The organism is Proteus sp. CA142267 (assembly GCF_003336825.1).
Taxonomy (GTDB): Bacteria; Pseudomonadota; Gammaproteobacteria; order Enterobacterales; family Enterobacteriaceae; genus Proteus; species Proteus terrae.
The window spans coordinates 713946-740210 of the sequence record NZ_QPMG01000001.1 but is presented as its reverse complement, the minus strand read 5'-3'; the positions used below and the strand labels follow the sequence as shown (position 1 = coordinate 740210).

Genomic DNA, 26265 nt, shown 5'->3' with positions numbered 1-26265 from the left:
CTGTAGAATAAAAAACGCCAGATGATTGATTTCATCTGGCGTTTTTTTATTTGAAGCGAACTTCAATAATTATGCGTTTTCTTGTTGGCTTGCTTGAATAGCTGTCAACGCAACGGTGTAGACGATATCGTCTACTAATGCACCACGAGAAAGGTCATTCACTGGTTTACGCATACCTTGTAACATTGGTCCAATTGAAACCAAGTCAGCTGAACGTTGTACCGCTTTATAAGTGGTATTACCAGTGTTCAGATCAGGGAAGATAAACACAGTCGCTTTACCTGCAACTGGTGAGTTTGGTGCTTTAGATTTAGCAACATCAGCCATAACAGCCGCGTCGTATTGTAAAGGACCATCAATCATCAGATCAGGGCGTTTTTCTTGTGCTAAACGTGTTGCTTCACGAACTTTCTCTACATCGCTACCTGCACCAGAGTTACCAGTAGAATAAGAGATCATCGCAACGCGTGGGTCGATACCGAATGCAATTGCAGAGTCTGCAGATTGGATTGCGATTTCAGCCAGCTGTTCTGCTGTTGGATCTGGGTTAATTGCACAGTCGCCATAAACATAAACTTGTTCTGGTAACAGCATAAAGAACACAGAAGACACTAATGAGCTACCTGGTGCAGTTTTGATTAACTGTAGCGGTGGGCGAATAGTGTTAGCAGTTGTATGAACAGCACCAGAAACTAGGCCGTCTACTTCACCTTTTTCCAGCATTAATGTGCCAAGAACGACGTTATCTTCTAACTGTTCACGAGCAACAACTTCTGTCATACCTTTATTTTTGCGCAGTTCAACTAAGCGAGGTACATAGATTTCACGTACTTCTTTAGGATTGACTAACTCAATGCCTGTGCCTAATTCAACACCTTGTGCGGTTGCTACACGACGAATTTCTTCAGGATCGCCTAACAGTATGCAAGTTGCGATACCACGATCAGCACAAATAGCAGCAGCTTTAACTGTACGTGGTTCATCACCTTCTGGTAAAACGATACGTTTTTTCGCTTTACGCGCTAATTCTGTTAATTGATAACGGAATGCTGGTGGTGATAAACGGTTAGGGCGTTCAGAGTTAGCAGTCAGTGAATCAATCCATTGTGTATTGATATGTTGAGCAACGTAGTTCTGAATTTTTTCAATACGTTCATGGTCATCAGCAGGAACTTCTAAGCTAAAGCTTTGCAGATTTAAAGAGGTCTGCCAAGTGTTCGCATTAACCATAAAGATTGGTAAGCCAGTTTCGAATGCACGTTCACAAAGTTGTTTGATTGGTGCATCGATTTGGTAGCCACCTGTTAGTAGAATTGCACCAATTTCAACGCCATTCATTGCTGCAAGGCACGCTGAAACTAATACATCTGGGCGATCCGCTGAAGTTACTAAAAGTGAACCTGGACGGAAATGCTCTAACATGTGTGGAATACTACGGGCACAGAAAGTCACAGATTTAATACGACGGGTTTCAATATCGCCTTTATTGACGATAGTCGCATTTAAGTGTTTTGCCATATCTGTTGCACGAGTAGCGATTAAATCGAAGTTCCAAGGAATGCAACCCAGTAAAGGCAGTGGGCTGTTTTTTTCGATGGTTTTTAAATCGACATTAGAGATAATCGCTTTACTTGAATCATCAAAGATTTCAGATAAGTCAGGGCGAGTACGGCCTTGATCATCAACAGGTGCATTTAGTTTGTTAACAATAACGCCTGTGATGTTTTGGTTTTTTACACCGCCAAATTCAGCACGTGCAAATTCGATACGCTCTTTTAGCTGTTCAACAGTGTTGTTACCTAATGCAGTAACGAAAACAATTTCAGCACCTAATGTTTTTGCAATTTCATAGTTTAATGATTGTGCAAAAGGATGCTTACGCATAGGTACCAGACCTTCGATGAGAATAACTTCTGCATCAGTGGTGTTTTCATGGTATCTAGCAACAATTTCTTCCATCAGAACATCTTTTTGGTTTGAGCTGAGTAGAGACTCAACATAATCCATGTTTAAAGGTTCTGATGATTGAATAGTGGAATGAGAGCGGATAATCGCAGTTGTCTGATCTAAAGCGCCTTTTACACGAGGTTGTGCAATTGGCTTGAACACGCTAAGGCGAACGCCTTTTTGTTCCATAGAACGGATAACACCCAAGCTGACGCTGGTTAAACCTACGCGTGTATCAGTTGGGACTAGCATAATTGTACGGGACACGGAAACCTCTTTAAATATCGGTTGCTCGTTATGTAAAACAGTACTGCCAGCATTACACTGGCAGTACATCAAAGAACTTAAGCGGTCAGGCGACTTGCGTCCTGAGCGATAACTAACTCTTCGTTAGTTGGGATAACAACAGCAAGACGGCTGTTATCGGTAGTGATAGTGCCTGATTTACCGAAACGTGCATCTAAGTTACGTTGATGATCAACTTCAAAACCTAACAGAGCCAGTTTTTTCAGAGATAATTCACGTACCATTGCTGCGTTTTCACCGATGCCACCAGTAAAGATAATAGCATCTAAACGACCTTCCATCAGTGCACAGTAAGAACCGATGTATTTCGCTAAACGATGGCAGTAAACGTCCATTGCACGTTTAGCATCTGCTTTAGTGTCGTAGTTATCTTCAACATAACGGCAGTCACTAGTGACTTCGGTTAAACCTAACAGACCAGATTCTTTAGTCAGCAATTTGTTGATATCTTCAACGCTCATACCTAAGGTGTCGTGTAAATGGAACACGATAGCAGGATCGATATCACCACTACGAGTACCCATTACTAAACCTTCTAATGGAGTCAGACCCATAGAAGTATCAACACATTTACCGTTAACAACAGCAGAAACAGAACCACCATTACCTAAGTGGCAAGTGATTACGTTCAGTTCATCAACAGGTTTGTTTAACATTTTAGCGGCTTCACGAGAAACGTAGAAATGGCTAGTTCCGTGAGCACCGTAACGACGGATGCTGTGATCTTTATATAAGCTGTATGGCAGAGCATACAAATAAGCTTCTTCTGGCATTGTTTGATGGAAAGCAGTATCAAAAACAGCAACCATTTTTTCAATTAAATGTGGGAATGCTTTACGCGCTTCTTCAATACCAATAAGGTGAGCTGGGTTATGTAATGGTGCAAATGGGATAGCTGCTTCAATACCTTTGATAACTTCGTCAGTGATCACGACAGATTTAGTGAATTTCTCGCCACCATGAACAATACGGTGACCGATAGACGCGATTTGTGCAGAAAGCTCTGGTTTTTGAGCCAGAATAGTATTTACGATGAAGTTTAATGCTTCGCTATGAGCAGCACCTGCGCCTAACGCAGCTTCGTGTTTTTGGCCATCCATTTTCCACTTCAGGCGGGCTTCAGGAAGGTTGAAGCATTCAGCTAAACCTGACAGGAATTCTTCACCATTTTCTGGGTTGATAATTGCAAATTTAAGAGAAGAACTACCGCAGTTCAGTACCAGCACCAGCTTACTTGACATGGAATTACCTATTTATCTTGTTGTCGTAGTGTCTTTTATATTATAAAGACGGTGGTTAATAAAACGTCAATCATAAAAGCCTATCGCATTCCTATGATGACATTAATGACGCGCATCATGCTTAAAGTAAAAAACTTGATGCTAATTATAGTTGCCAATCATTAATTGGACGATTTTTATTCACCCATTAGCTTTTCGCGTTAAAATCGGCGAAAAGGGTTGAAAATCACGCCGGCAAACAAAATATAGCGCTTTATTGCCACAAACCTTTAGAATGGGCACAGGATACAGAGTAAAGGCAACAAAGACAAAATATACTTAATTCTACTAAAAGATTTTTATTCTTTATAGATATTTTTTAAAAGTTACAGAAGAAATTGATTGAGGTCATTATGAGCGAACCGACAGTGACTCCCCCCGGCTTTTTTAAGAAGCTTCGTTTGGGTAACGAGTATTTAAAAACCTGGCCGGTTGAAAAGCAGTTAGCGCCTGTTTTCCCTGAAAATCGTATTGTCAAAGCCACACGCTTTGGTATTCGCTATATGCCACCTATCGCCATTTTTACAATGACATGGCAAATCGCATTAGGCGGTAATTTGGGACCTGCAATTACAACCGCGCTTTTTGCTTGTAGCTTGCCAATGCAAGGATTATGGTGGTTGGGTAAACGTGCAGCTACGCCACTTCCTGCTACGTTATTACGCTGGTTTTATGAAATTCGTGAGAAATTTGAAGAAGCAGGCATCGCTTTAGCCCCTGTTGAGCAAACACCTACTTACCTTTCTTTAGCCCATTTATTAAAACGTGCTTTTAAGCAACTTGATCGCTCTTTTCTTGATGATGTGTAGAACATTTGTTCTACCGTCTTCGTTTGTCATGATTGTCCTTAGAATTACCCCGTTGAGATCAAAAAACGCGTAGTTAACACTACTCAATACTTTTGATTAATGTCATGCTCTCCTCAATGATTTCTTTGGAGAATTAATGATGGAAATGACACACGCACAACGTTTGATCCTCTCTAATCAATATAAAATGATGGCTATGATGGATCCTGATAACGCTGAACGTTATCGTCGCTATCAGACAATCATTGAACGTGGGTATGGATTACAATTACGTGAACTAGACCGTGATTTTGATGAAATGTCAGAGGAAACTTGCCGTACCATTATTAACGTCATGGAAATGTACCATGCACTGCAAGTTTCTCGTGATAACTTAAAAGAACAAGAGATGCCTGATGCTCGTCGTGTCGCATTTATTGGCTTTGATGCGGCGACAGAATCCCGCTATCTTAGCTATGTGCGTTTTATGGTGAATACAGAAGGGCGTTACACGCATTTCGATAGTGGCAGTCATGGTTTTAACTCTCAAACACCAATGTGGGAAAAATACCAAAGAATGCTTAACGTTTGGTTAGCGTGCCCTCGCCAATATCACCTTAGCAGCGTTGAAATTCAACAAATACTTAATGCGTAATCATTAGCGCATCACTCTGTAAGGTAAAGGTAGGCATAAAATATGGCAATCACATGTAAAGGTTTTCTGTTTGATCTAGATGGAACATTAGTTGATTCATTACCAGTTGTTGAACATTGTTGGGCGTTATTTGGTGAGCGCGTAGGTGTATCAACACAAGAGATTAATGACTATATCCACGGAAAACCTGCTATTGAGTCGATTCGCCATTTTATGCCTAATGCAACCGAACAAGAGATAACTGAAACTTTTCGTTGGTTAGAAAAATTAGAATCAACACAAACTGAAGGGTTAGCACCGCTTCCGGGTGCTATTGAACTGATTAATCGCCTTAATGACTTAAATATTCCTTGGGCGATTGTTACATCAGGCACTGTTCCTATTGCTTCAACACGTCAATCTGTCACGGGTATCCCTGAACCTAAGCATTGGGTTACAGCAGAATGTATTAGTAGAGGTAAGCCTAATCCTGAGCCTTATCTTTTAGGTGCTAAGAAATTGGGTTTATTACCACAAGATTGTGTGGTTTTTGAAGATGCAGCTGCGGGTATTTACTCTGGTTTAGATGCAGGATGCCAAGTCGTTGCTGTTCATGCCCCTTTTTCTCTTCCTCGCCGTAATGAGATTCATTTAATTATTGATTCTTTAAACGATATTCAAATCGAGAAGCAAGCTGAAAAAGTGATAATAACGCACAAAAGATAGTCTTTTCTTTGATCATATTAGAAGATTTATTGTTGTAAAAATGGTCTACTTATCAATGTAGTGAATTGATGTCTTAAACTGTTTTCACTTATTGCTGATCGAGGCCATTTTGAATAGCGAATTATTATGGGTTTTAAGCCTGCTATTGATAGCTATTGTCCTTTTTACGACCAACAAAATCCGCATGGATGTGGTCGCTTTACTTGTCATCATCGCATTTGTTCTTAGCGGTACACTCTCATTAAATGAAGCCACGGTAGGGTTTAGCGATCCTAACGTATTACTTATTGCAGCCCTTTTTGTTATTGGTGAAGGACTAGTGAGAACAGGTGTGGCTTATCAAATGGGTGACTGGCTTGTACGTGTTGCGGGTAGCAGTGAAGTTAAAATGCTTGTGCTATTAATGATATGCGTTGCAAGTCTAGGTGCTTTCATGAGTTCGACAGGTGTTGTTGCCATATTTATTCCTGTTGTACTGAGTGTTGCCGCTCGCATGAAAATATCAGCCGGCCGTTTAATGATGCCGTTAGGTTTTGCTGGACTTATTAGTGGATTAATGACCTTAGTGGCAACACCGCCTAATATGGTTGTTAACAGTGAATTAGTCAGAGAAGGGTTACCAAGTTTTCAATTTTTCTCCATTACACCTATTGGTATTGCCGTCTTATTCGCAGGCATTTTATATATGCTGGTGGTACGTCGGTGGCTAGGAAACAACGATAATGGTAAGCAAAAAGAAGCTTATCGTCGTACTTTCCGTGATCTTATCCGTGATTATCAATTAGCGGGGCGCGCTCGTCGTTTAGCCATCCGTAAAGGTTCTCCGCTAGTAGGCCATTCACTTGATGAATTACACTTACGTTCTCGTTATGGTGCAAACGTTGTCGGGATCGAACGCTGGAGGCGGTTTCGGCGTGTTATGGTTAGCGCAACCGGTGGTACTGAATTAAGAGAACGTGATGTTTTATTAATTGATATGTCAGCCAGTGATGTCGATTTGCGTGAGTTTTGTCGTGAACAGATGTTAGAGCCAATGGTGCTACGAGGTGAATACTTTTCTGAACAATCTCGAGATGTAGGGCTTGCTGAAGTATCGATGAATCCTGATTCAGAATTGCTAGGCAAATCATTAAGGGAAATTAAATTTCGTACTCGTTATGGCTTAAATGTCGTTGCGATCCGTCGCGAAGGAAGCGCCTTGCCGGGTAAAATAGTCGATGAGCCATTACGCCTTGGCGATGTGTTATTGGTGATTGGTGATTGGAAACTTATTCGCGTTTTATCAACTAAACCGCGTAATTTTATCGTATTAAATCTGGCTGCTGAAATTGAAACGGTTGCTCCTGCTTCATCTCAAGCACCTCATGCATTATTTTCGTTAGCATTAATGGTGGCATTAATGGTGACAAATGAAGTCCCTAACTTTATTGCGGCACTTATTGCTTGTTTATTAATGGGTAAATTCCGCTGCATTGATATGGAAAGTGCTTATCGCTCTATTCATTGGCCAAGTATTATTTTAATTGTCGGTATGATGCCTTTTGCTGCCGCATTGCAAAAAACAGGCGGTATCGAGCTTATTGTAAATGGCTTAATGGATGTTGCAGGTAGTGCAGGTCCTCAAGTGATGTTGGTATGTTTATTTATACTTTGTGCAACAATCGGGTTGTTTATCTCGAATACGGCAACCGCAGTATTAATGGCACCAATCGCGATTGCGGCTGCGAATCAAATGAATGTTTCTCCATTACCATTTGCAATGGTGATTGGTGTAGCCGCTTCTGCAGCATTTATGACGCCAGTTTCATCTCCGGTTAATACGCTTATTCTTGAACCTGGTGGTTATAAGTTTGCAGACTTTATTAAGATTGGGGTGCCATTTACCATTATTGTGATGTTTATTAGCGTATTCTTGATCCCGCTATTATTCCCATTCTAATTATCAATATTTTTGTTTTGCTGGAACGTTGTTTATTAATTAATAAATAACGTTTTTTATTTATTGGTCGGTGGTTTTTTATTTGATGCATAATTTGTATCTATATGTGTGTGTTTTTTGACATAGGTTATTAAGTAAAGAGCATAATATCTTATATAAAAATAAATGTGTTCGGAGTAATTAAATGAATGAGTTAAACAATATTCAACCTACAAGTGTTAATATAAGATATGTTAATGAAATAAAAAATGAAACTGAACAATATAGTTTTTTATCCAAGGTTATATCGTCGGTTAAAAATTCCATAAAAGAGTTTTTAGGTTTAAATAAAATTAGAGAAAGTATAGTAAATAAAAACACTAATGATAATGGTGGTATAAGAATGTATGGAGAAGACTGTGATAAAAATATATATTTTATAAAAAATGATAATAAGTTCAATATGAATGAAGTCAAATTATTTGGAGATAGTCGTGAATCTATATCCAATAATAGCGATAATATATATCATTATTCGAATAATGGCCCATTGAGTTTTTTAAAGGATGCTACTATATTGAAAAGTATTGATAAAAAAATCGATAAGGTTAATAACTCATTTTCATCTTTTAGATAGAAATAGAAATAGCCCATTATATTTATAATGGGCTATTTCTATTTACTCACTAATTTCATCAAGCGATAAACTAAACCCTGGTACAAATACCTTCATAAAATAGTCCATCTCTGGGCTATGTCTTTCGGCTAATGTTTTTTCTAAGCGATTTTTGGCTAAATTAAATTCACTATTACCTGCGGCAAGCTCTTCAAGGCATTTTAAATAAGCACATAAACTATCAGCTTGTTTGACAATAAAGGTTTCTTCCTCACTATGTAATTGCTCATCAATAAGAGGGCGAAAATCGTCTTGTAATTCTTCTGGTAACATTTCAATTAATTTTTGCTGGGCATATTTTTCTATTTTTTTATATTCATGAGCAATTTGTGGATTATGGTACTTAATCGGTGTCGGCATATCACCGGTGATCACTTCACTGGCATCATGATACATCGCTTGTAATGCAATACGTTCAGCATTGACATTACCACCAAATTTACGATTTTTAATCACCGCTAGGGCATGGGCGACAAAAGCGACTTGTAAACTGTGTTCAGAAACATTTTCTTGGCGGATATTACGCATTAAAGGCCAACGAGTAATGAGTTTTAAGCGAGAAAGGTGGGCAAAAAAGTAACTCATAATATCTCCCAATTGCGTGATTGAAGGCATTATTGTGAGTGGATAATAGGTAGATGTAAACGTTAATAGAAAAGAAAATAAAAAAACGCAATATAACTGGTTGTTATACTGCGTTTTATTTTATATGCAGGTAATCTTATTGATGATAACCGACAATAAAGCGACCGAATTTTTGAATTGCCATATCTAAATCGTCTTCACGCGGAAGAGTAACGATACGGAAATGGTCTGGGTATGGCCAGTTAAAGGCAGTACCTTGTACCAGTAATACTTTCTCTTGTAGTAATAAATCGAGGATCATTTTTTGATCGTCTTTAATATTGTAACGGTTAAGATCTATTTTAGGGAACATATACAATGCCCCCATAGGTTTAACACAAGAAACGCCCGGAATTTGATTAATTAGTTCCCAAGCACGGTTGCGTTGCTCATATAAACGACCACCCGGCAGAATAAATTCACTAATACTTTGATAGCCACCTAATGCCGTTTGGATGGCATGTTGCATAGGAACGTTAGCGCATAAACGCATAGACGCTAACATATTCAAGCCTTCAATATAGCTTTTAGCGTGTTTTTTAGGACCGTTTAATACCATCCAACCTTGACGGAAGCCTGCAACGCGGTAGGTTTTTGATAAACCATTAAATGTTACGGTTAATAAATCGGGCGCCATGGCAGCAATAGAATGGTGCTCGGCATCGTCATACAGAATTTTATCGTAGATTTCGTCAGCAAAAATAATCAGGTTATGTTGACGTGCAATTTCAACAATTTCCATCAGAATGTCTTTGCTATAAACCGCACCTGTCGGGTTATTTGGGTTGATAATAACAATACCGCGGGTATTTTTTGTGATTTTACTGCGGATATCATCTAAATCAGGGAACCAGCCTTGTTGCTCATCACACATATAGTGAACGGCATTTCCTCCTGAAAGAGAAACGGCTGCTGTCCACAATGGATAATCAGGTGCAGGTACAAGCATTTCATCGCCATTATTTAATAAAGCTTGCATCGCTTGTACGATTAACTCAGAAACACCATTACCAATATAGATGTCTTCAACAGTGATATCACGCATATCACGGGCTTGATAATGCTGCATGATAGCTTTACGCGCAGAAAACAGTCCTTTGGAGTCACTATAACCTTGAGAGCTTGGTAGATTGCGGATCACATCTACTAAGATTTCATCAGGTGCTTCAAAGCCAAAAGGTGCCGGGTTACCAATATTGAGTTTTAAAACTTTGTTACCTTCTTCTTCCAGACGTTTTGCTTCTTGCAAAACCGGACCTCTAATGTCGTAACAGACATGTTCGAGTTTGTTTGATTTTTTAATCTGATTCATAGCGCGTTTACCTAATAGGGTCTGACTCGTATCTTTTATTGTGATGATGGTGACTTAGCGACATTTATCGCCGATTGCTATCCATATAGAAAGATACAAATGAAAAGGCTGTCCCAGCAAATAACTGTTCTATCACTCTACTCTTACGTTACAAACTTTTGAAGATGCTAGGTAATTTTTGGTGTAAAAGGTCAGTTTATTCTTAGAATGTTATTTTGATGACTGATTATATTGCTTATATTGGATTTATGTTTCATATTTTGAAGTAAAACTAGATTATTACTCTATTGAAAAGGGGCTTTTTAGTGTGGTGATCAGAAATAAGTTGATGTGATGGATAGGTAGATGAAATGTTGCATAATCAATTATTGAATAATTTTATCGGATTTGTATTATCTGACTTAATATATTAAATTTTCAAATAATATGGTTAAATCTGTTTTATTCTATAGCAATCAATTAGTTTAAGTATAAATTAAATTTAAATCTTAAATTTAGTTTATAGGGGAAGATACTTAAACCTGAATACATAGTTAAGATAATTTAAATTATTTTCAAAATGTTAAAATTTATGAATGAGAAAGCAATATAGTATGATCTACGTCTAACTTGTGATGACGGTATACAGTTCTTTCTTGTGAATGCTTGAAATGATAATAAAATTTAATTTGTTACAAAAAGATGCAATTCCTTTCTATCTAGGAGGTGTAAACGATAAGAAACAAATGTAAAGTATTCGGTATGTCTTTGCTCTCCTTTTCAGAGTAGAGTACTGTCTGAATCGGAAGTCTTTTTTAGACTTTTGATATAAAACACCAGGTATATGTAATTTAAAAATCAAAAATAAGTGAAGAATAAACAATGATTAATGCAAATCGTCCGATAATGAATCTCGACCTCGATCTGCTTAGAACGTTTGTAGCTGTAGCAGATTTGAACACTTTTGCAGCAGCCGCTGCTGCTGTATGTCGAACCCAATCTGCTGTGAGTCAGCAGATGCAACGTTTAGAGCAATTGGTGGGTAGAGAGCTTTTCGCCCGTCATGGTCGTAATAAACTTTTAACAGAGCATGGTCTACAACTGTTAGGTTATGCGCGTCAAATTCTGCGTGCAAATGATGATGCAACGGCATCATTAACATATAGCGATGCAGAAGGGGAGCTACGTATTGGTGCTTCTGATGACTCTGTTGATACTTTATTACCGTTTTTATTAAATCGTATCGCGTCAGTGTACCCACGTTTAGCTGTTGATGTACGTATTAAGCGTTCTCAATATATTGAGACAATGCTAGATAATCATGAAATTGATTTAGCATTAACAACAGCACGTATTGGTCATCACCCACGTACAGCGTTACGTACTGCACCAGTGCTATGGCATTGTGCGCCAGACTTCCAATTACAAATGAATGAGCCGATTCCTTTAGTTGTAATGGATGAAACGAACCCATTCCGTCAATTAGCGATAAACACGTTAGATGATGCAGGGATACAATGGCGTATTGCTTATGAAGCAGCTTCTTTATCTGCTGTTCGTGCTGCGGTTAATGCAGAAGTGGGGATTACTGCACGTCCACTTGAAATGCAGAATGCCGATTTACGTATTTTAGGCGAAAGCGAAGGATTACCTCGTTTACCTGAGACACAATATTGGTTATATCGTAATTCTGATGAACAAAATGAAGCAGTGTTAACAGTATTCAATGCGATTGAAAACAAGAAAACACCTTATACCGTCACTGCACCTGAAGATATTAGCTCTACTGAACTTGAATAATCACATTAATAATTGTGTGAATTTTTTAGCGTTAAAACACAAAAATTAAAGATTAAAAAAGAGTCAAATAAAACTGGATAGTGATGAATAATGATAAACGGGAATAGATGCAATAAAGAGCATTTATTTCCGTTTTTTTATTGCCTTTCTTTGAAATAGTAACAACGTGTTAATAATTATGTTGTTTTATGTATTTATCTTTGTGACATTTCATTCCATAACTACCTTAACTGCTTGTTAAAAAAATGTTTACCTTCCCCCTTGGTTAATCACTTGTAGGATTTGTTAACAAATAAAAAGATTGTCTAGGTTTTAAGAGAATAAAAAAGTAAATCTAAGCGGATATTTGACCTCCTCCACAATATTAGAAAGTTAATTTGTTAAAATTTGGATAAATTTTAAACTGATTAAGTATTTTTTCGACTATTTTGTGAGTTTGATCAAGAAAATAAGGCACATTTGCCTGTGTTGAGTCAGGTTTTTCCTGAGATACTGGTGTAGTAAAATCGAATTATCGGTTAGACTAAGCGTGTTAGCATAAAGTTTGTCGGTTGACTGACACGTTTTAGCATTAGCCAGTAATTGAGTGTTAAAATTGAGTGTTAAATTTGTTAAATCGCGAAAGAAAACTGAGTGATTTGTCGCAAAGTTTTCTAAAAAAGAAGAAAGGTATAAATAGAGTGTTATTATTTCTTTAATTAGCAAGTCTGTTTAATTCGCCTTTTTTTTCGTAATTAGAAATGTGGTGTAAACCGCCGGATAAGAGTTGGTTAATTGACACCACCTTTGATGAGTAAGCAATGAGTATGTCTACAACCACCGAAGTTATCGCCCATCATTGGGCATTTGCTGTCTTCCTCATAGGCGCATTGGGGTTATGTTCGCTCATGTTGTTGGGTGCCCGCTATTTAGGCGGACGCGCACAGGCAAGGGCAAAGCATGTTCCTTATGAATCTGGTCTTGATTCTGTTGGCAGCGCTCGTCTGCGCATGTCAGCTAAATTCTATTTAGTTGCCATGTTTTTCGTTATTTTCGATGTTGAAGCACTGTTTCTTTATGCCTGGGCTGTTTCCGTTCGTGAAGTTGGCTGGTTAGGCTTTATTGAAGCATCAGTCTTCATCGCTATTTTATTAGCTGGATTATTCTACTTGGTTCGTATAGGCGCATTAGATTGGACGCCTGTTCGCTCTCGCCGTGAAACTGCGAGTAAAAGCCATGTTCGATTAACCAGCGGCAAACATCCGCAGCAGTAATAAGCGAGGCATTAGAAATGGATTATACGCTCACCCGCATAGATCCGAACGGTGAGAATGACCGTTATCCCCTGCAATCACAGGAAATTGTCAGTGACCCATTAGATGCTCACGTTCATCGCAGCGTGTATATGGGAAAACTGGAACATGCGTTGCATGACGTTGTGAACTGGGGACGGAAAAACTCTTTATGGCCATATAACTTTGGTCTTTCCTGTTGTTACGTTGAAATGGTGACGTCATTTACGGCTGTGCATGACGTGGCTCGTTTTGGTTCAGAAGTATTACGTGCATCCCCTCGTCAAGCTGACTTTATGGTGGTTGCGGGTACTTGTTTTACTAAGATGGCACCCGTTATTCAACGTTTATACGATCAGATGTTAGAGCCTAAATGGGTTATCTCTATGGGGGCATGTGCAAACTCTGGTGGTATGTACGATATCTACTCAGTAGTGCAAGGTGTTGATAAGTTCATTCCAGTTGATGTGTATATTCCTGGATGTCCACCACGCCCTGAAGCTTACATGCAAGCACTGATGTTATTACAAGAGTCCATTGGTAAAGAACGTCGCCCATTATCATGGGTTGTCGGCGACCAAGGCGTTTATCGTGCCAATATGCAATCAGAACGAGAAAGAAAACACGGTGAACGTATCGCAGTGAAAAATCTGCGTACTCCTGACGAAATTTAAAGGCTTTTGCCTAAGACGTAACCAGAGCAATGTGTTGCGATCATAGTAACCCTGATCAAAGTTGTGGTGAATAGAAATGACCGATCAGATAGCGCAAAAAGGCGCTCGGCCAGCGTGGGAAACGACCGATCATATTGATGATCAGGTGGTTAATGAACTACGTCAGAAATTTGGGCCTGATGCGTTTACGTTCCAGCCTACTCGTACTGGTATGCCAGTTGTTTGGGTAAAACGGGAACAACTTATTGAGGTAATGCTATACCTCAAATCTTTACCAAAACCTTATGTCATGCTGTTTGATATGCATGGTTTTGATGAGCGTCTTCGTACGCATCGTCAAGGCTTGCCAGCAGCAGACTTTTCCGTTTTCTATCATCTGATATCAATCGATCGTAATAAAGATATCATGCTGAAAGTCGCATTAAGTGAAAATGATCTTAATGTTCCGACTATCACATCTATCTTTCCTAACTCGAATTGGTATGAGCGTGAAGTCTGGGATATGTTTGGGATTGTCTTTAATGGGCATCCAAATTTACGTCGTATTATGATGCTTCCTGATTGGGAAGGTCATCCACTGCGTAAAGATTATCCAGCTCGTGCGACAGAGTTCGATCCTTATGTGCTGACAAAGCAGAAACAGGATCTGGAAATGGAATCGCTGACATTTAAACCTGAAGAGTGGGGGATGAAACGTGGTACTGAGAATGAGGACTTTATGTTCTTAAACCTCGGTCCTAACCATCCATCATCTCACGGTGCATTCCGTATTATTCTTCAGCTTGATGGCGAGGAGATCGTCGACTGTGTGCCTGACGTGGGCTATCACCACCGTGGTGCTGAAAAAATGGGTGAGCGCCAATCTTGGCACAGCTATATTCCATACACAGACCGAATCGAATATCTCGGCGGATGCGTTAACGAAATGCCTTATGTACTTGCAGTGGAAAAACTTGCCGGTATTGAAGTGCCTGAACGCGTTAAAGTCATTCGTGTCATGCTATCAGAGCTATTCCGTATTAATAGCCACTTACTGTATATCAGTACCTTTATCCAAGACGTTGGTGCAATGACACCAGTGTTCTTTGCCTTTACTGACCGCCAGAAAGTTTACAACATCGTTGAAGCGATTACTGGATTCCGTATGCACCCTGCATGGTTCCGTATTGGTGGTGTTGCTCATGACTTACCTCGAGGTTGGGAACGCTTATTACGTGAATTCTTAGATTGGATGCCAAAACGTCTAGATTCTTACGTAAAAGCAGCACTGCAAAACAGTATCTTGAAAGGTCGTACTATTGGTGTTGCCTCATATAATGCTAAAGAAGCATTAGATTGGGGTGTGACAGGTGCAGGTCTTCGTGCAACAGGCGTTGAATTTGACGTCCGTAAATGGCGTCCATATTCAGGTTATGAAAACTTTGAATTTGAAATCCCTGTTGCAAGTAATGGTGACTGTTATGACCGCGTAATGCTGAAAGTAGAAGAACTACGCCAAAGCTTACGTATTCTGGAACAGTGCTATAAAAATATGCCAGAAGGGCCATTTAAAGCAGACCATCCACTGACAACGCCTCCACCAAAAGAGCGTACATTACAGCATATCGAAACCATGATTAACCACTTCTTACAGGTTTCATGGGGCCCTGTTATGCCTGCTAATGAATCATTCCAGATGGTTGAAGCCACTAAAGGGATCAACAGCTATTACTTAACCAGTGATGGCAGCACAATGAGCTACCGTACGCGTATTCGTACGCCAAGCTTCGCTCACTTGCAACAAATCCCAGCGGTTATCCGCGGTAGTTTGGTTTCTGACTTGATTGTGTATCTGGGAAGTATTGATTTTGTAATGTCGGATGTGGATCGTTAATCATGCAAAATGAATTAAACCAAAAAGATGATGCAGTGCAGATCGAAATCGTTGATGTCACGCATTCAAAGAAAGCAACGTTTGTTTTAACTGAAGAAGAACGTGCTGAAATTGAACAAGAAAAACATCACTATGAAGATCCGCGTGCAGCCTCTATTGAAGCACTGAAAATTGTGCAAAAGAACCGCGGTTGGGTTGAAGACGGCGCAATTTATGCGATTGCGGATGTTCTTGGGATACCTGCAAGCGATGTTGAAGGCGTTGCTACTTTCTATAGCCAAATTTTCCGTCAACCCGTTGGCCGTCACATTATTCGTTTTTGTGACAGCGTGGTTTGTCATATTACAGGTTATCAAGGCATTCAGGCAGCGATTGAAAAGCATCTTAATATCATTCCTGGTCAAACAACACCAGATGGTCGCTTTACGTTACTGCCAACCTGCTGTTTAGGTAATTGTGATAAAGGTCCTACCATGATGGTAGATGATGATACTCACAGCTTTGTTAAACCTGAAGAGATTGAAACGTTACTGGAGCAGTATCCATGACAGCAATTTCAGGAGCAAAACCGATTATTCGTAGCGCAGAAACGCATCCGCTAACGTGGCGCTTACGTGATGATCGTCAGCCTGTATGGCTGGATGAATACCGTGCTACAAACGGTTATAAAGCGGCAGAAAAAGCATTAAAAGGTATGTCACCGACGGAAGTGACCACTGAAGTTAAAGATGCTGGCCTAAAAGGTCGTGGTGGTGCTGGATTCTCAACAGGCTTGAAATGGAGCCTGATGCCAAAAGATGAAAGCATGAATATCCGTTACATCCTTTGTAACGCAGATGAAATGGAGCCGGGTACTTATAAAGACCGTCTCTTAATGGAAGAACTTCCACATCTGTTAATTGAAGGGATGATTATCGGCGCTCACGCACTAAAAGCTTACCGTGGCTATATTTTCCTTCGTGGTGAATATATCGAAGCGGCTAAGAATTTACGCCATGCCATTGAGGAAGCAAAAGCAGCAGGCTTTCTTGGTAAAAACATCTTTGGTTCCGGAATTGATTTTGAACTGTTTGTTCACACGGGTGCAGGTCGTTACATCTGTGGTGAAGAAACAGCATTAATCAACTCATTAGAAGGTCGTCGTGCTAACCCGCGCTCTAAACCTCCATTCCCTGCAACATCAGGTGCATGGGGTAAACCAACTTGTGTCAATAATGTTGAAACATTGTGTAACGTGCCTGCGATTATTGAACACGGCAAAGATTGGTATATCGGCTTAAGTGAAGGCAAAAGCCCAGATGCGGGTACTAAATTAATGGGATTCTCGGGTCGCGTGAAATTTCCGGGCTTATGGGAATTACCATTTGGTACAACAGCGCGTGAGATCCTTGAAGATTACGCAGGCGGTATGCGTGATGGTCTTAAGCTGAAAGCATGGCAACCGGGTGGCGCAGGTACTGACTTCTTAACAGAAGATCACCTCGATCTCCCAATGGATTTTGGCACGATTGCAAAAGCAGGTAGCCGTTTAGGTACAGCACTTGCGATGGCGGTAGATAATGAAATTAATATGGTTTCATTAACCCGTAATTTAGAAGAGTTCTTTGCTCGTGAATCTTGTGGCTGGTGTACACCTTGTCGTGATGGCTTGCCATGGAGTGTCGAAATCTTACGTGCGATAGAAAACGGTAAAGGTCGCCCTGGTGATATCGAAACACTTGAGCATTTATGTCGTTCTTTAAGTCCGGGACACACATTCTGTGCTCACGCACCGGGTGCAGTAGAACCTTTACAAAGCGCCATTAAATATTTCCGTGAAGAATTTGAGGCTGGCATTATTCAAGAAGATTATACCAATGCCAACTTGATCAGAGGTATTCAGCCTAACTTGCTGAAAAGCCGCTGGTAATTTTTCACGACACATTCTAGGTTTAACGCCTGCTGTGCAGGCCTTTGGGAAGCATGCTGACTATGGCTACGATTCATGTAGACGGCAAAGAATATGAAGTTAACGGGGCTGATAACCTGTTAGAAGCCTGTCTTAATTTAGGCTTAGATATTCCTTATTTTTGCTGGCACCCAGCGCTGGGAAGCGTTGGCGCTTGCCGCCAGTGTGCGGTGAAGCAGTATCAAAATGCTGAGGATACCCGCGGTCGTTTAGTGATGTCTTGTATGACACCGGCGACTGATGGCACGTTTATCTCTATTGACGACGAAGAAGCGAAGAAATTTCGTGAAAGCGTTGTTGAATGGTATATGACAAACCATCCTCATGACTGTCCAGTTTGTGAAGAAGGCGGTAACTGCCACCTTCAAGATATGACGGTAATGACAGGTCATACTATGCGTCGCTATCGCTTTACGAAGCGTACACATAGAAACCAAGATCTGGGACCGTTTATTTCTCATGAAATGAACCGTTGTATTGCTTGTTACCGCTGTGTTCGTTACTACAAAGACTATGCCGATGGTACTGATCTGGGCGTCTTTGGTGCACATAACAACGTATTCTTTGGACGCGTTGAAGATGGCACATTAGAGAGCGAATTCTCGGGTAACTTGGTTGAAATTTGTCCGACAGGTGTGTTCACTGATAAAACTCACTCATCACGCTATAACCGTAAGTGGGATATGCAGTTTGCACCAAGTATTTGCCAAGGTTGTAGCATGGGTTGTAACACCAGCCCAGGTGAACGCTATGGTGAATTACGTCGTATTGAAAACCGTTATAACGGGACTGTAAACCGCTATTTCCTGTGTGACCGTGGTCGTTTTGGCTATGGCTATGTGAATTTAGCAAGCAGACCTCGTCAGCCTAAAAAACGTTTAGGCAGTAACTGGTTAGAAATTAACGCTATTCAAGCAACTCAAGCTGCTGCGGATATGCTGAAGAAAAGTCAGCGTATCGTGGGTATTGGTTCCCCGCGTGCAAGCATTGAAAGTAACTTCGCATTACGTGAAGTTGTTGGTGCTGAAAACTTCTATAGCGGTATCTCTGCATCAGAGCAAAAACGACTGACTTTAATGTTAGAGATTTTACAAAAGGGTGGCGTTCATACCCCATCTCTGCGTGAAATTGAAGATTACGATGCTGTTTTAGTGTTAGGTGAAGATTTAACACAAACTGGTGCTCGTATGGCATTGTCTGTGCGTCAAGCTGTGAAAGGTAAAGCGCGTGAAATGGCCGCAGCTCAAAAAGTAGCTGACTGGCAAATTGCTGCGATTATGAATATCGGGCAACGTGCAAAATATCCGCTGTTTGTCACTCATGTTGATGAAACCCGCCTCGATGATGTTGCTGCATGGAGTTACCGCGCACCAGTTGTTGATCAAGCGCGTTTAGGTTTTGCGATTGCCAATAACATTAACGGTGAAGCACCTGCAGTTGATGGCATTGATGAAGCGCTGAATAAACATATAGAGATGGTTGTTCAAGCACTTTCTCAAGCGAAGAAACCATTAATTATCAGTGGTAGTCATGCAGGGAGTGAAGACGTTATCAAAGCAGCCGCTAACATTGCGTTTGCATTAAAAGCAAAAGGTAATGAAGTAGGGCTTTCTTTCGTTGCTGATGATGCAAACAGCATGGGTCTTGCCATGATGAATGCACAACCACTTGATGATGCATTAAAAATGATGCGTAGTGGTCAAACTAACACCGTTGTTGTAATGGAAAACGATTTATATCGCCACTACGATGCAGACGTGATTGATGATGCGATTGCTAAAGTAGATAACGTTATTGTTATCGACCACCAGCAAACAGACATTATGGCGAAAGCACATCTTGTTCTCCCAGCATCTTCATTCGCTGAAAGCGATGGAACAATGGTGAGTCAAGAGGGCAGAGCACAACGTTACTTCCAAGTTTTCGAACCTTCTTTCTATAACAAAGAAGTGGTGATGCATGAAAGCTGGCGTTGGTTGAGTGCTGTTGATTCACAATGGCATGAAAGAACGTTGGATTGGACACAGTTAGACAGTGTTATTGAGCATTGTGCGACCAGCCTTCCTCAGTTTGCAGGCATTGTTGATGCTGCTCCGAATGCATCATTCCGTATTCGTGGACAGAAACTGGCTCGTGAACCGCATCGTTATAGCGGTCGTACTTCTATGTTGGCAAATGTATCTGTTCATGAACAGCGTCAACCAAAAGATATCGACACTCCATTTGCATTCTCCATGGAGGGTAATAACAGCCCAACAGCACCTCGTCAGCAAATTCCATTTGCATGGGCACCTGGTTGGAACTCACCTCAAGCATGGAATAAATTCCAAGCAGAAGTGGGTGGCAGCTTACGCTTTGGCGATCCAGGTGTGCGTTTAATCGAATGTGGTGATAATACACTTGGCTATTTCACTGATATTCCTGCGCCATTTAATGCACAGAAAAATCAATGGACTGTCGCACCTTGCTACCGTTTATTTGGTAGTGAAGAGTTATCACAACGCGCTGAAGTTATCCAATCTCGTATGGAAACGGCTTATTTAACATTGAGTGAATCTGATGCACAGGCATTAGCGTTAACTCAAGGTCAGCAAGCGATGTTTACTTACGAAGGCCGTGAATTCACCTTACCTGTGAAAATCAGTGCTCACCTGACTCAAGGTCAAATTGGCTTGCCGTTAGGTATGGCAGGTATTTCTCCATCGCTGGTGGGTGTATCGGTTCGTCAACTGCGGGGTATTGCATAATGAGCTGGTTATCTCCTGAAGTTACAGAGATTTTACTCACCGTTTTAAAAGCCGTCGTGATCTTGCTTGTCGTGGTCACTTGTGGTGCTTTTATGAGTATGGGGGAACGCCGTTTACTGGGTTTATTCCAAAACCGTTATGGGCCTAACCGTGTAGGTTATGCAGGTTCAGCACAGTTAATTGCGGATATGATCAAAATGTTCTTTAAAGAGGACTGGATCCCGAAATTTGCTGATCGCTTTATCTTCACCATTGCGCCAGTGATTGCGTTTTCATCTCTACTGCTGTCATTTGCAATTGTACCTGTTAGCTCAACATGGGTTGTCGCTGACTTAAACATTGGTATTTTGTTCTTCTTGATGGTTGCAGGTATTGCGGTGTATGCCGTGTTATTTGCAGGCTGGTCAAGTAATAACAAATATTCACTGTTAGGTGCAATGCGTGCATCAGCACAAACCGTAAGTTATGAGGTGTTCTTAGGACTCTCAATCTTAGGTGTTGTTGCACAAGCGGGCTCTTTTAACCTGACTGACATCGTAAACTCACAAGCGAATATGTGGAATGTCATTCCACAATTCTTTGGCTTTATTACGTTTGCGATTGCTGGGGTTGCTGTTTGTCACCGTCACCCATTTGACCAACCAGAAGCAGAGCAAGAACTAGCTGATGGTTATCACATTGAATATTCAGGCATGAAATTCGGTTTATTCTTTGTTGGTGAATATATCGGGATAGTTGCGGTATCAGGTCTTATCGTGACGTTATTCTTTGGTGGTTGGCAAGGTCCTTTCTTACCGTCATTCGTTTGGTTTGCACTGAAAACAGGATTCTTCATGATGATGTTTATCCTTATTCGTGCATCGTTACCGCGTCCTCGTTATGACCAAGTGATGTCTTTCGGTTGGAAAATTTGCTTACCGTTAACGCTTATTAATCTGCTGGTAACTGCTGCAGTGATACTTTACAACGCTCAATAAGGGGTGATTGAACCATGACTTTAAAAGAGTTATTGACTGGTTTCGGCACCCAGGTACGAAGCATTTGGATGATTGGCTTACATGCCTTCGCCAAACGTGAAACACAGATGTACCCGGAAGAACCTGTTAATGTTGCACCACGTTATCGTGGACGTATTGTGTTGACGCGTGATCCTGATGGTGAAGAGCGCTGTGTTGCTTGTAACTTGTGTGCAGCAGTTTGTCCAGTAGGCTGTATTTCATTACAGAAAGCAGAACATGAAGATGGTCGTTGGTATCCGGAGTTTTTCCGTATCAACTTTTCTCGTTGTATCTTCTGCGGTTTATGTGAAGAAGCTTGCCCAACAACGGCACTGCAATTAACGCCTGATTTCGAAATGGGTGAGTTTAAGCGTCAGGATCTGGTTTATGAAAAAGACGATTTGTTAATTTCTGGGCCCGGCAAATATCCTGAATATAACTTTTACCGTAAAACAGGTATGGCGATTAACGGCAAAGACAAAGGTGATGCGGATGATGAAGCTAAACCTATCGATGTCAAAAGCCTGTTACCGTAAGGAGCGATATTCATGGAATTTGCATTTTACATCGCGGGGCTGATTGCCATCCTTGCAACATTGAGAGTTATCACTCATACCAATCCAGTACACGCACTGCTGTACTTAGTGATTTCATTGATTGCGCTCTCTGTGGTTTTCTTCTCGTTAGGTGCCTATTTTGCTGGCGCATTAGAAATCATCGTTTACGCTGGCGCCATTATGGTGTTGTTCGTTTTCGTGGTGATGATGCTCAATTTAGGTAAATCCGTCGTTGATCAAGAGAAAAAATGGCTACAACCGAAGTTTTGGATTGGACCTGCACTTTTATCTCTGATGCTATTAGTCGTGCTTATTTATGCAATTAGTAGTGTCACACACGGCGAAATTGCTGGAGATGTGATTGGCGCGAAAGAGGTCGGTATTAGCTTATTTGGACCTTATATTCTGGCTGTTGAGTTAGCATCTGTTCTTCTATTGTCTGGACTAATAGTTGCTTATCACATTGGTCGTGATCAGAGCCATGACGATCTCGTCGAAAACGAAAATGCAGGGGAGCAAAAATGATACCTCTTCAACATGGTTTGATCTTGGCTGCGGTACTGTTTGTGTTAGGTTTTACCTGCTTAGTACTTCGCCGCAACCTGTTGTTTATGTTGATCGGACTAGAAATTATGATTAATGCGGCTGCGCTGGCATTTGTTGTCGGTGGTAGCTTTTGGGGTCAAACGGATGGTCAGATAATGTATATTCTGGCAATCAGCTTGGCAGCGGCAGAGGCAAGTATTGGTCTGGCATTGTTGTTACAGCTTCATAGACATCGCCAAAATATCAATATCGATACAGTCAGTGAGATGCGCGGATGAATATACTCTATTTAACCATTCTGCTACCACTGCTGGGATTCTTATTGCTCGCTTTCTCACATGGTCGTTGGTCTGAAAACGTATCAGCATGGATTGGTACAGGTTCTGTGGGTTTATCTGCTCTTGTCGCACTTTGGGCAGGTATGGATTTCTTTGCTAACGGGCAAGAAACCTATGTTCTGACTTTATGGAACTGGATGTCAGCAGGGAACTTTAATATTCCATTTACGCTGGTTCTTGATGGTCTTTCATTAACAATGCTGGGTGTTATCACTGGTGTTGGCTTCCTTATTCATATGTATGCATCTTGGTATATGCGTGGCGAAGAAGGGTATTCTCGTTTCTTTGCTTATACCAACTTATTTATCGCAAGTATGGTTGTCTTAGTACTGGCTGATAATATGATGCTGATGTATATGGGTTGGGAAGGGGTTGGTTTATGTAGTTACCTATTAATTGGTTTCTATTATAGCAATCCTGCTAATGGCGCAGCTGCGATGAAAGCGTTTATCGTAACGCGTATCGGTGATGTGTTCTTAGCTATCGGTATGTTTATCCTGTTTGACCAATTAGGTACATTGAGCTTCCGTGAAATGGCAGTACTTGCTCCTGAGCAATTAGCAGTGGGTTCAAGCGTCATTAACTGGGCGATGTTGATGGTATTAGGTGGTGCAGTAGGTAAATCAGCACAGCTTCCATTACAAACTTGGTTAGCCGATGCAATGGCAGGTCCAACACCTGTATCTGCATTAATTCACGCCGCAACCATGGTCACGGCGGGTGTATACTTAGTTGCACGTAGCAATGCGCTATTTTTAATGGCACCAGAAGTGCTGGAATTGGTTGGCATTATCGGTGCAGTCACATTAGTGTTAGCGGGCTTTGCAGCTTTAGTACAAACAGATATCAAACGTATTCTTGCCTATTCAACCATGAGCCAAATTGGTTATATGTTCTTGGCTTTAGGCGCTCAAGCATGGGATGCGGCAATTTTCCACTTAATGACTCACGCTTTCTTTAAAGCATTACTGTTCTTGTCAGCAGGCTCGGTGATTGTTGCCTGCCACCACGAACAGAATATCTTTAAGATGGGCGGGTTGCGTAAGAAGATCCCATTTGTTTATGCTTGTTTCCTAATTGGTGGTGGCGCATTAGCGGCATTACCGCTGTTAACAGCAGGGTTCTTCAGTAAAGATGAAATCTTATGGGGTGCGTATTCAAACGGGCATTTTAACTTAATGCTTGCAGGTTTAGTTGGCGCGTTATTTACGTCACTTTATACCTTCCGTTTGATTTTCATCGTATTCCATGGTGAAACCAAAACCGAAGCACACCAAGTTAAAGGATTTACTCATACTTTCCCATTAGCGGTATTAGCACTGTTATCAACATTTATCGGTGCGTTAATTACTCAACCGTTAGGTGCTGTTTTCCCTGAAGGAAATGCATCGCACGAGGGTAAATATGTGTTAGAAATTCTTTCTGGTGTGGTAGCGATAGTAGGCGTTGCCATTGCAGCATGGTTATACCTGAAACAGCGTCAATGTGTTTCTAAGGTTGCCAATACTTGTACGGGTCGTTTCTTCTCAACATGGTGGTTCCATGCTTGGGGATTTGATGCGCTGTATGAAGTGCTGTTTGTCAAACCTTATAAAGGGGCGGCGTGGCTTATCCAAAATGATCCTGTTAACCAATTCTTTAATTTATTCGGTTACCTGTTTAAAGGTACCAACAAAGGATTAAGTTTCAGTGAGAATGGATTAGCGCGTTGGTATGCGGCTTCTCTCGGTTTAGGTGCAGTGCTGGTCATCGCTCTGCTGCTTCTGGTTTAATTAAGGGACACATTGCGCCATGTTATTACCCTGGCTAATACTTATTCCCTTCATCGGTGGCCTGCTAAGTTGGCAGGCTGAACGAATCGGCTCGCAAGTCCCTCGCTGGGTTGCGTTGCTGACGATGGGATTAACACTCGTTATTTCTGTGCAACTTTGGTTGCAGGGCGATTATCAACTACTTAGTGCTGATGGAGCGCCACGCTGGACAGAGTATTACTTTGTGCCGTGGATCCCTGCTTTAGGGATTAATATCCAATTTGCACTTGATGGTATGTCATTGCTGATGACTGTATTAACTGCGATTTTAGGTATCTTAGCGGTACTTTCATCGTGGAGTGAAAATCAGCCATCACAAGGTGCTTTCCATTTTAACCTGCTGTGGATCTTAGCAGGTGTGATGGGGGTATTTTTAGCAACTGACCTGTTCTTATTCTTCTTCTTCTGGGAAATGATGTTGATCCCAATGTATTTCCTGATTTCTTTATGGGGACACAAAGGAAGTAGCGATAAAAAACACGTTAGTGCAGCAACAAAATTCTTTATCTATACACAGGCAAGTGGCCTGTTAATGTTGCTGGCCATTATCGGTCTTGCGGTGGCTTTCTACCGCGGAACAGGTATTTGGACGTTTAACTACGATACCTTATTACAAGCACATACTGTTTTAAGCTCTGAACTACAATTTATCCTGATGTTAGGTTTCTTTGCTGCATTTGCAGTGAAAATGCCAATTATTCCTGTACATGGTTGGTTAGCGGATGCTCACGCAGAAGCGCCAACAGCAGGCTCTGTTGACTTATCAGGTATTTTGCTAAAAACAGCGGCTTACGGTCTATTACGTTTTAACTTACCGCTCTTCCCAGAAGCGTCAGCGTTACTGGCTCCTGTGGCAATGTGGTTAGGTTTAATTACTGTATTTTATGCGGCATTACTGGCATTTCGTCAGACAGATATCAAACGTCTTGCGGCTTACAGTAGTATTTCTCACATGGGCTTTATCGTAATTGCGATTTATGCCGGTTCTGTATTGGCTTACCAAGGTGCGATTATTCAAATGATCACCAATGGTTTGTCAGCAGCAGGTCTGTTTATCATGTGTGGCATGCTGTATGAGCGTTTAGGTACGCGTGATATGAACCAAATGGGTGGATTGTGGAAAAGCATCCGCTTCTTACCAGCGTTTTCATTGTTCTTTGCGGTTGCCTCTTTAGGTATGCCGGGAACAGGTAACTTCGTTGGTGAGTTTATGATCCTGTTTGGTACTTATGGTCACTTTAAGCTGATCACGATTATTTCGGTCTTTGGTTTAGTTTTTGCTTCTGTCTATGCATTGTGGATGATGCAACAAGCTTACTATGGTTCACCGAAAACAGCTGAAAGAACCTATAAAGGGTTAGATCTGAGAGAGTTCTTTATCCTGATCACATTGGTTGTTTTACTGGTTATCTTGGGCTTCTTCCCACAACCAGTATTAGACACATCAATATCAGCGATGGAAAATCTCCAGACTTGGTATTCCGCTTCTATTTCAACAGTAAGGCCGTAATT

The 26265-nt window shown here is 41.0% G+C and carries 22 protein-coding genes; 18 read left to right on the top strand and 4 right to left on the bottom strand.

Annotated elements, in window-relative coordinates; genetic code table 11:
- Positions 1-69 precede the first annotated feature (69 nt).
- A complete protein-coding gene (gene pta, locus C0T34_RS03435) occupies positions 70-2214 on the bottom strand; it encodes a phosphate acetyltransferase (protein WP_098942354.1) in 2145 nt (714 codons plus the stop codon).
- Between the two features lie 77 nt (positions 2215-2291).
- Positions 2292-3494: an acetate kinase gene (gene ackA, locus C0T34_RS03430; RefSeq protein WP_023581716.1), complete on the bottom strand. Its 1203-nt coding sequence runs from the start codon at positions 3492-3494 to the stop codon at positions 2292-2294.
- Between the two features lie 392 nt (positions 3495-3886).
- On the opposite strand from ackA, the gene yfbV reads away from it, so the two are divergent.
- The 5 genes from yfbV to C0T34_RS03405 all read left to right on the top strand — a co-directional run bounded on the left by yfbV (position 3887) and on the right by C0T34_RS03405 (position 8236).
- The gene (gene yfbV / locus C0T34_RS03425) at positions 3887-4342 is read left to right on the top strand and encodes a terminus macrodomain insulation protein YfbV (RefSeq protein WP_069367978.1); all 456 of its coding nucleotides are present in this window, start codon (positions 3887-3889) and stop codon (positions 4340-4342) included.
- Between the two features lie 139 nt (positions 4343-4481).
- Positions 4482-4976 carry a YfbU family protein gene (locus C0T34_RS03420; RefSeq protein WP_098942355.1) on the top strand — a complete coding sequence of 165 codons (495 nt, stop codon included), beginning with the start codon at positions 4482-4484 and terminating at the stop codon, positions 4974-4976.
- Between the two features lie 42 nt (positions 4977-5018).
- Positions 5019-5681, top strand: coding sequence for a sugar phosphatase (locus tag C0T34_RS03415; protein ID WP_109849692.1), 663 nt, complete (start codon positions 5019-5021; stop codon positions 5679-5681).
- Between the two features lie 109 nt (positions 5682-5790).
- Entirely contained in the window at positions 5791-7620 is a 1830-nt protein-coding gene (locus tag C0T34_RS03410) for an SLC13 family permease (protein ID WP_109849691.1), read from the top strand.
- A gap of 184 nt (positions 7621-7804) precedes the next feature.
- Positions 7805-8236: a hypothetical protein gene (locus C0T34_RS03405; RefSeq protein WP_109849690.1), complete on the top strand. Its 432-nt coding sequence runs from the start codon at positions 7805-7807 to the stop codon at positions 8234-8236.
- Between the two features lie 42 nt (positions 8237-8278).
- Here C0T34_RS03405 and yfbR read toward each other — a convergent pair whose 3' ends face one another.
- Positions 8279-8860, bottom strand: a complete 582-nt coding sequence (gene yfbR / locus C0T34_RS03400; RefSeq protein WP_075670630.1) for a 5'-deoxynucleotidase — start codon at positions 8858-8860, stop codon at positions 8279-8281.
- Positions 8861-8996: 136 nt separating this feature from the next.
- Complete coding sequence (locus C0T34_RS03395) at positions 8997-10211, bottom strand: pyridoxal phosphate-dependent aminotransferase (protein ID WP_109849689.1); 1215 nt, start codon at positions 10209-10211, stop codon at positions 8997-8999.
- An 861-nt stretch (positions 10212-11072) separates the two neighbouring features.
- Between C0T34_RS03395 and hexA the strand changes: the two genes are divergently transcribed.
- The 13 genes from hexA to nuoM all read left to right on the top strand — a co-directional run bounded on the left by hexA (position 11073) and on the right by nuoM (position 26263).
- Complete coding sequence (gene hexA / locus C0T34_RS03390; RefSeq protein ID WP_075670634.1) at positions 11073-11990, top strand: transcriptional regulator HexA; 918 nt, start codon at positions 11073-11075, stop codon at positions 11988-11990.
- An 800-nt stretch (positions 11991-12790) separates the two neighbouring features.
- On the top strand, positions 12791-13243 hold the full coding sequence (locus C0T34_RS03380; protein WP_036912633.1) for an NADH-quinone oxidoreductase subunit A: 453 nt from the start codon (positions 12791-12793) through the stop codon (positions 13241-13243).
- Positions 13244-13260: 17 nt separating this feature from the next.
- Positions 13261-13935, top strand: a complete 675-nt coding sequence (locus C0T34_RS03375) for an NADH-quinone oxidoreductase subunit B (RefSeq protein ID WP_004243697.1) — start codon at positions 13261-13263, stop codon at positions 13933-13935.
- Positions 13936-14011: 76 nt separating this feature from the next.
- The gene (nuoC, locus tag C0T34_RS03370; protein ID WP_075670636.1) at positions 14012-15808 is read left to right on the top strand and encodes an NADH-quinone oxidoreductase subunit C/D; all 1797 of its coding nucleotides are present in this window, start codon (positions 14012-14014) and stop codon (positions 15806-15808) included.
- A gap of 2 nt (positions 15809-15810) precedes the next feature.
- Complete coding sequence (nuoE, locus tag C0T34_RS03365; protein ID WP_006533305.1) at positions 15811-16356, top strand: NADH-quinone oxidoreductase subunit NuoE; 546 nt, start codon at positions 15811-15813, stop codon at positions 16354-16356.
- Positions 16353-17717 (top strand): NADH-quinone oxidoreductase subunit NuoF, encoded by a 1365-nt coding sequence (gene nuoF / locus C0T34_RS03360; RefSeq protein WP_088495125.1) that lies wholly within the window; start codon positions 16353-16355, stop codon positions 17715-17717. The genes nuoE and nuoF overlap by 4 nt, the downstream gene beginning before the upstream one ends.
- Positions 17718-17770: 53 nt before the next feature.
- Positions 17771-20503, top strand: a complete 2733-nt coding sequence (gene nuoG, locus C0T34_RS03355) for an NADH-quinone oxidoreductase subunit NuoG (RefSeq protein ID WP_109849688.1) — start codon at positions 17771-17773, stop codon at positions 20501-20503.
- Positions 20503-21480 (top strand): NADH-quinone oxidoreductase subunit NuoH, encoded by a 978-nt coding sequence (gene nuoH / locus C0T34_RS03350; protein WP_098942360.1) that lies wholly within the window; start codon positions 20503-20505, stop codon positions 21478-21480. Before nuoG ends, nuoH begins: the two co-directional genes overlap by 1 nt.
- A gap of 14 nt (positions 21481-21494) precedes the next feature.
- Complete coding sequence (gene nuoI / locus C0T34_RS03345) at positions 21495-22037, top strand: NADH-quinone oxidoreductase subunit NuoI (protein ID WP_006533299.1); 543 nt, start codon at positions 21495-21497, stop codon at positions 22035-22037.
- A 12-nt stretch (positions 22038-22049) separates the two neighbouring features.
- Positions 22050-22583, top strand: a complete 534-nt coding sequence (gene nuoJ / locus C0T34_RS03340) for an NADH-quinone oxidoreductase subunit J (protein WP_098942361.1) — start codon at positions 22050-22052, stop codon at positions 22581-22583.
- Positions 22580-22882 carry an NADH-quinone oxidoreductase subunit NuoK gene (gene nuoK / locus C0T34_RS03335; protein ID WP_023581731.1) on the top strand — a complete coding sequence of 101 codons (303 nt, stop codon included), beginning with the start codon at positions 22580-22582 and terminating at the stop codon, positions 22880-22882. Before nuoJ ends, nuoK begins: the two co-directional genes overlap by 4 nt.
- Positions 22879-24714 carry an NADH-quinone oxidoreductase subunit L gene (nuoL, locus tag C0T34_RS03330; protein ID WP_098942362.1) on the top strand — a complete coding sequence of 612 codons (1836 nt, stop codon included), beginning with the start codon at positions 22879-22881 and terminating at the stop codon, positions 24712-24714. Before nuoK ends, nuoL begins: the two co-directional genes overlap by 4 nt.
- 19 nt (positions 24715-24733) lie before the next feature.
- Positions 24734-26263: an NADH-quinone oxidoreductase subunit M gene (gene nuoM, locus C0T34_RS03325; RefSeq protein ID WP_098942363.1), complete on the top strand. Its 1530-nt coding sequence runs from the start codon at positions 24734-24736 to the stop codon at positions 26261-26263.
- The last annotated feature ends 2 nt before the right edge of the window (positions 26264-26265 follow it).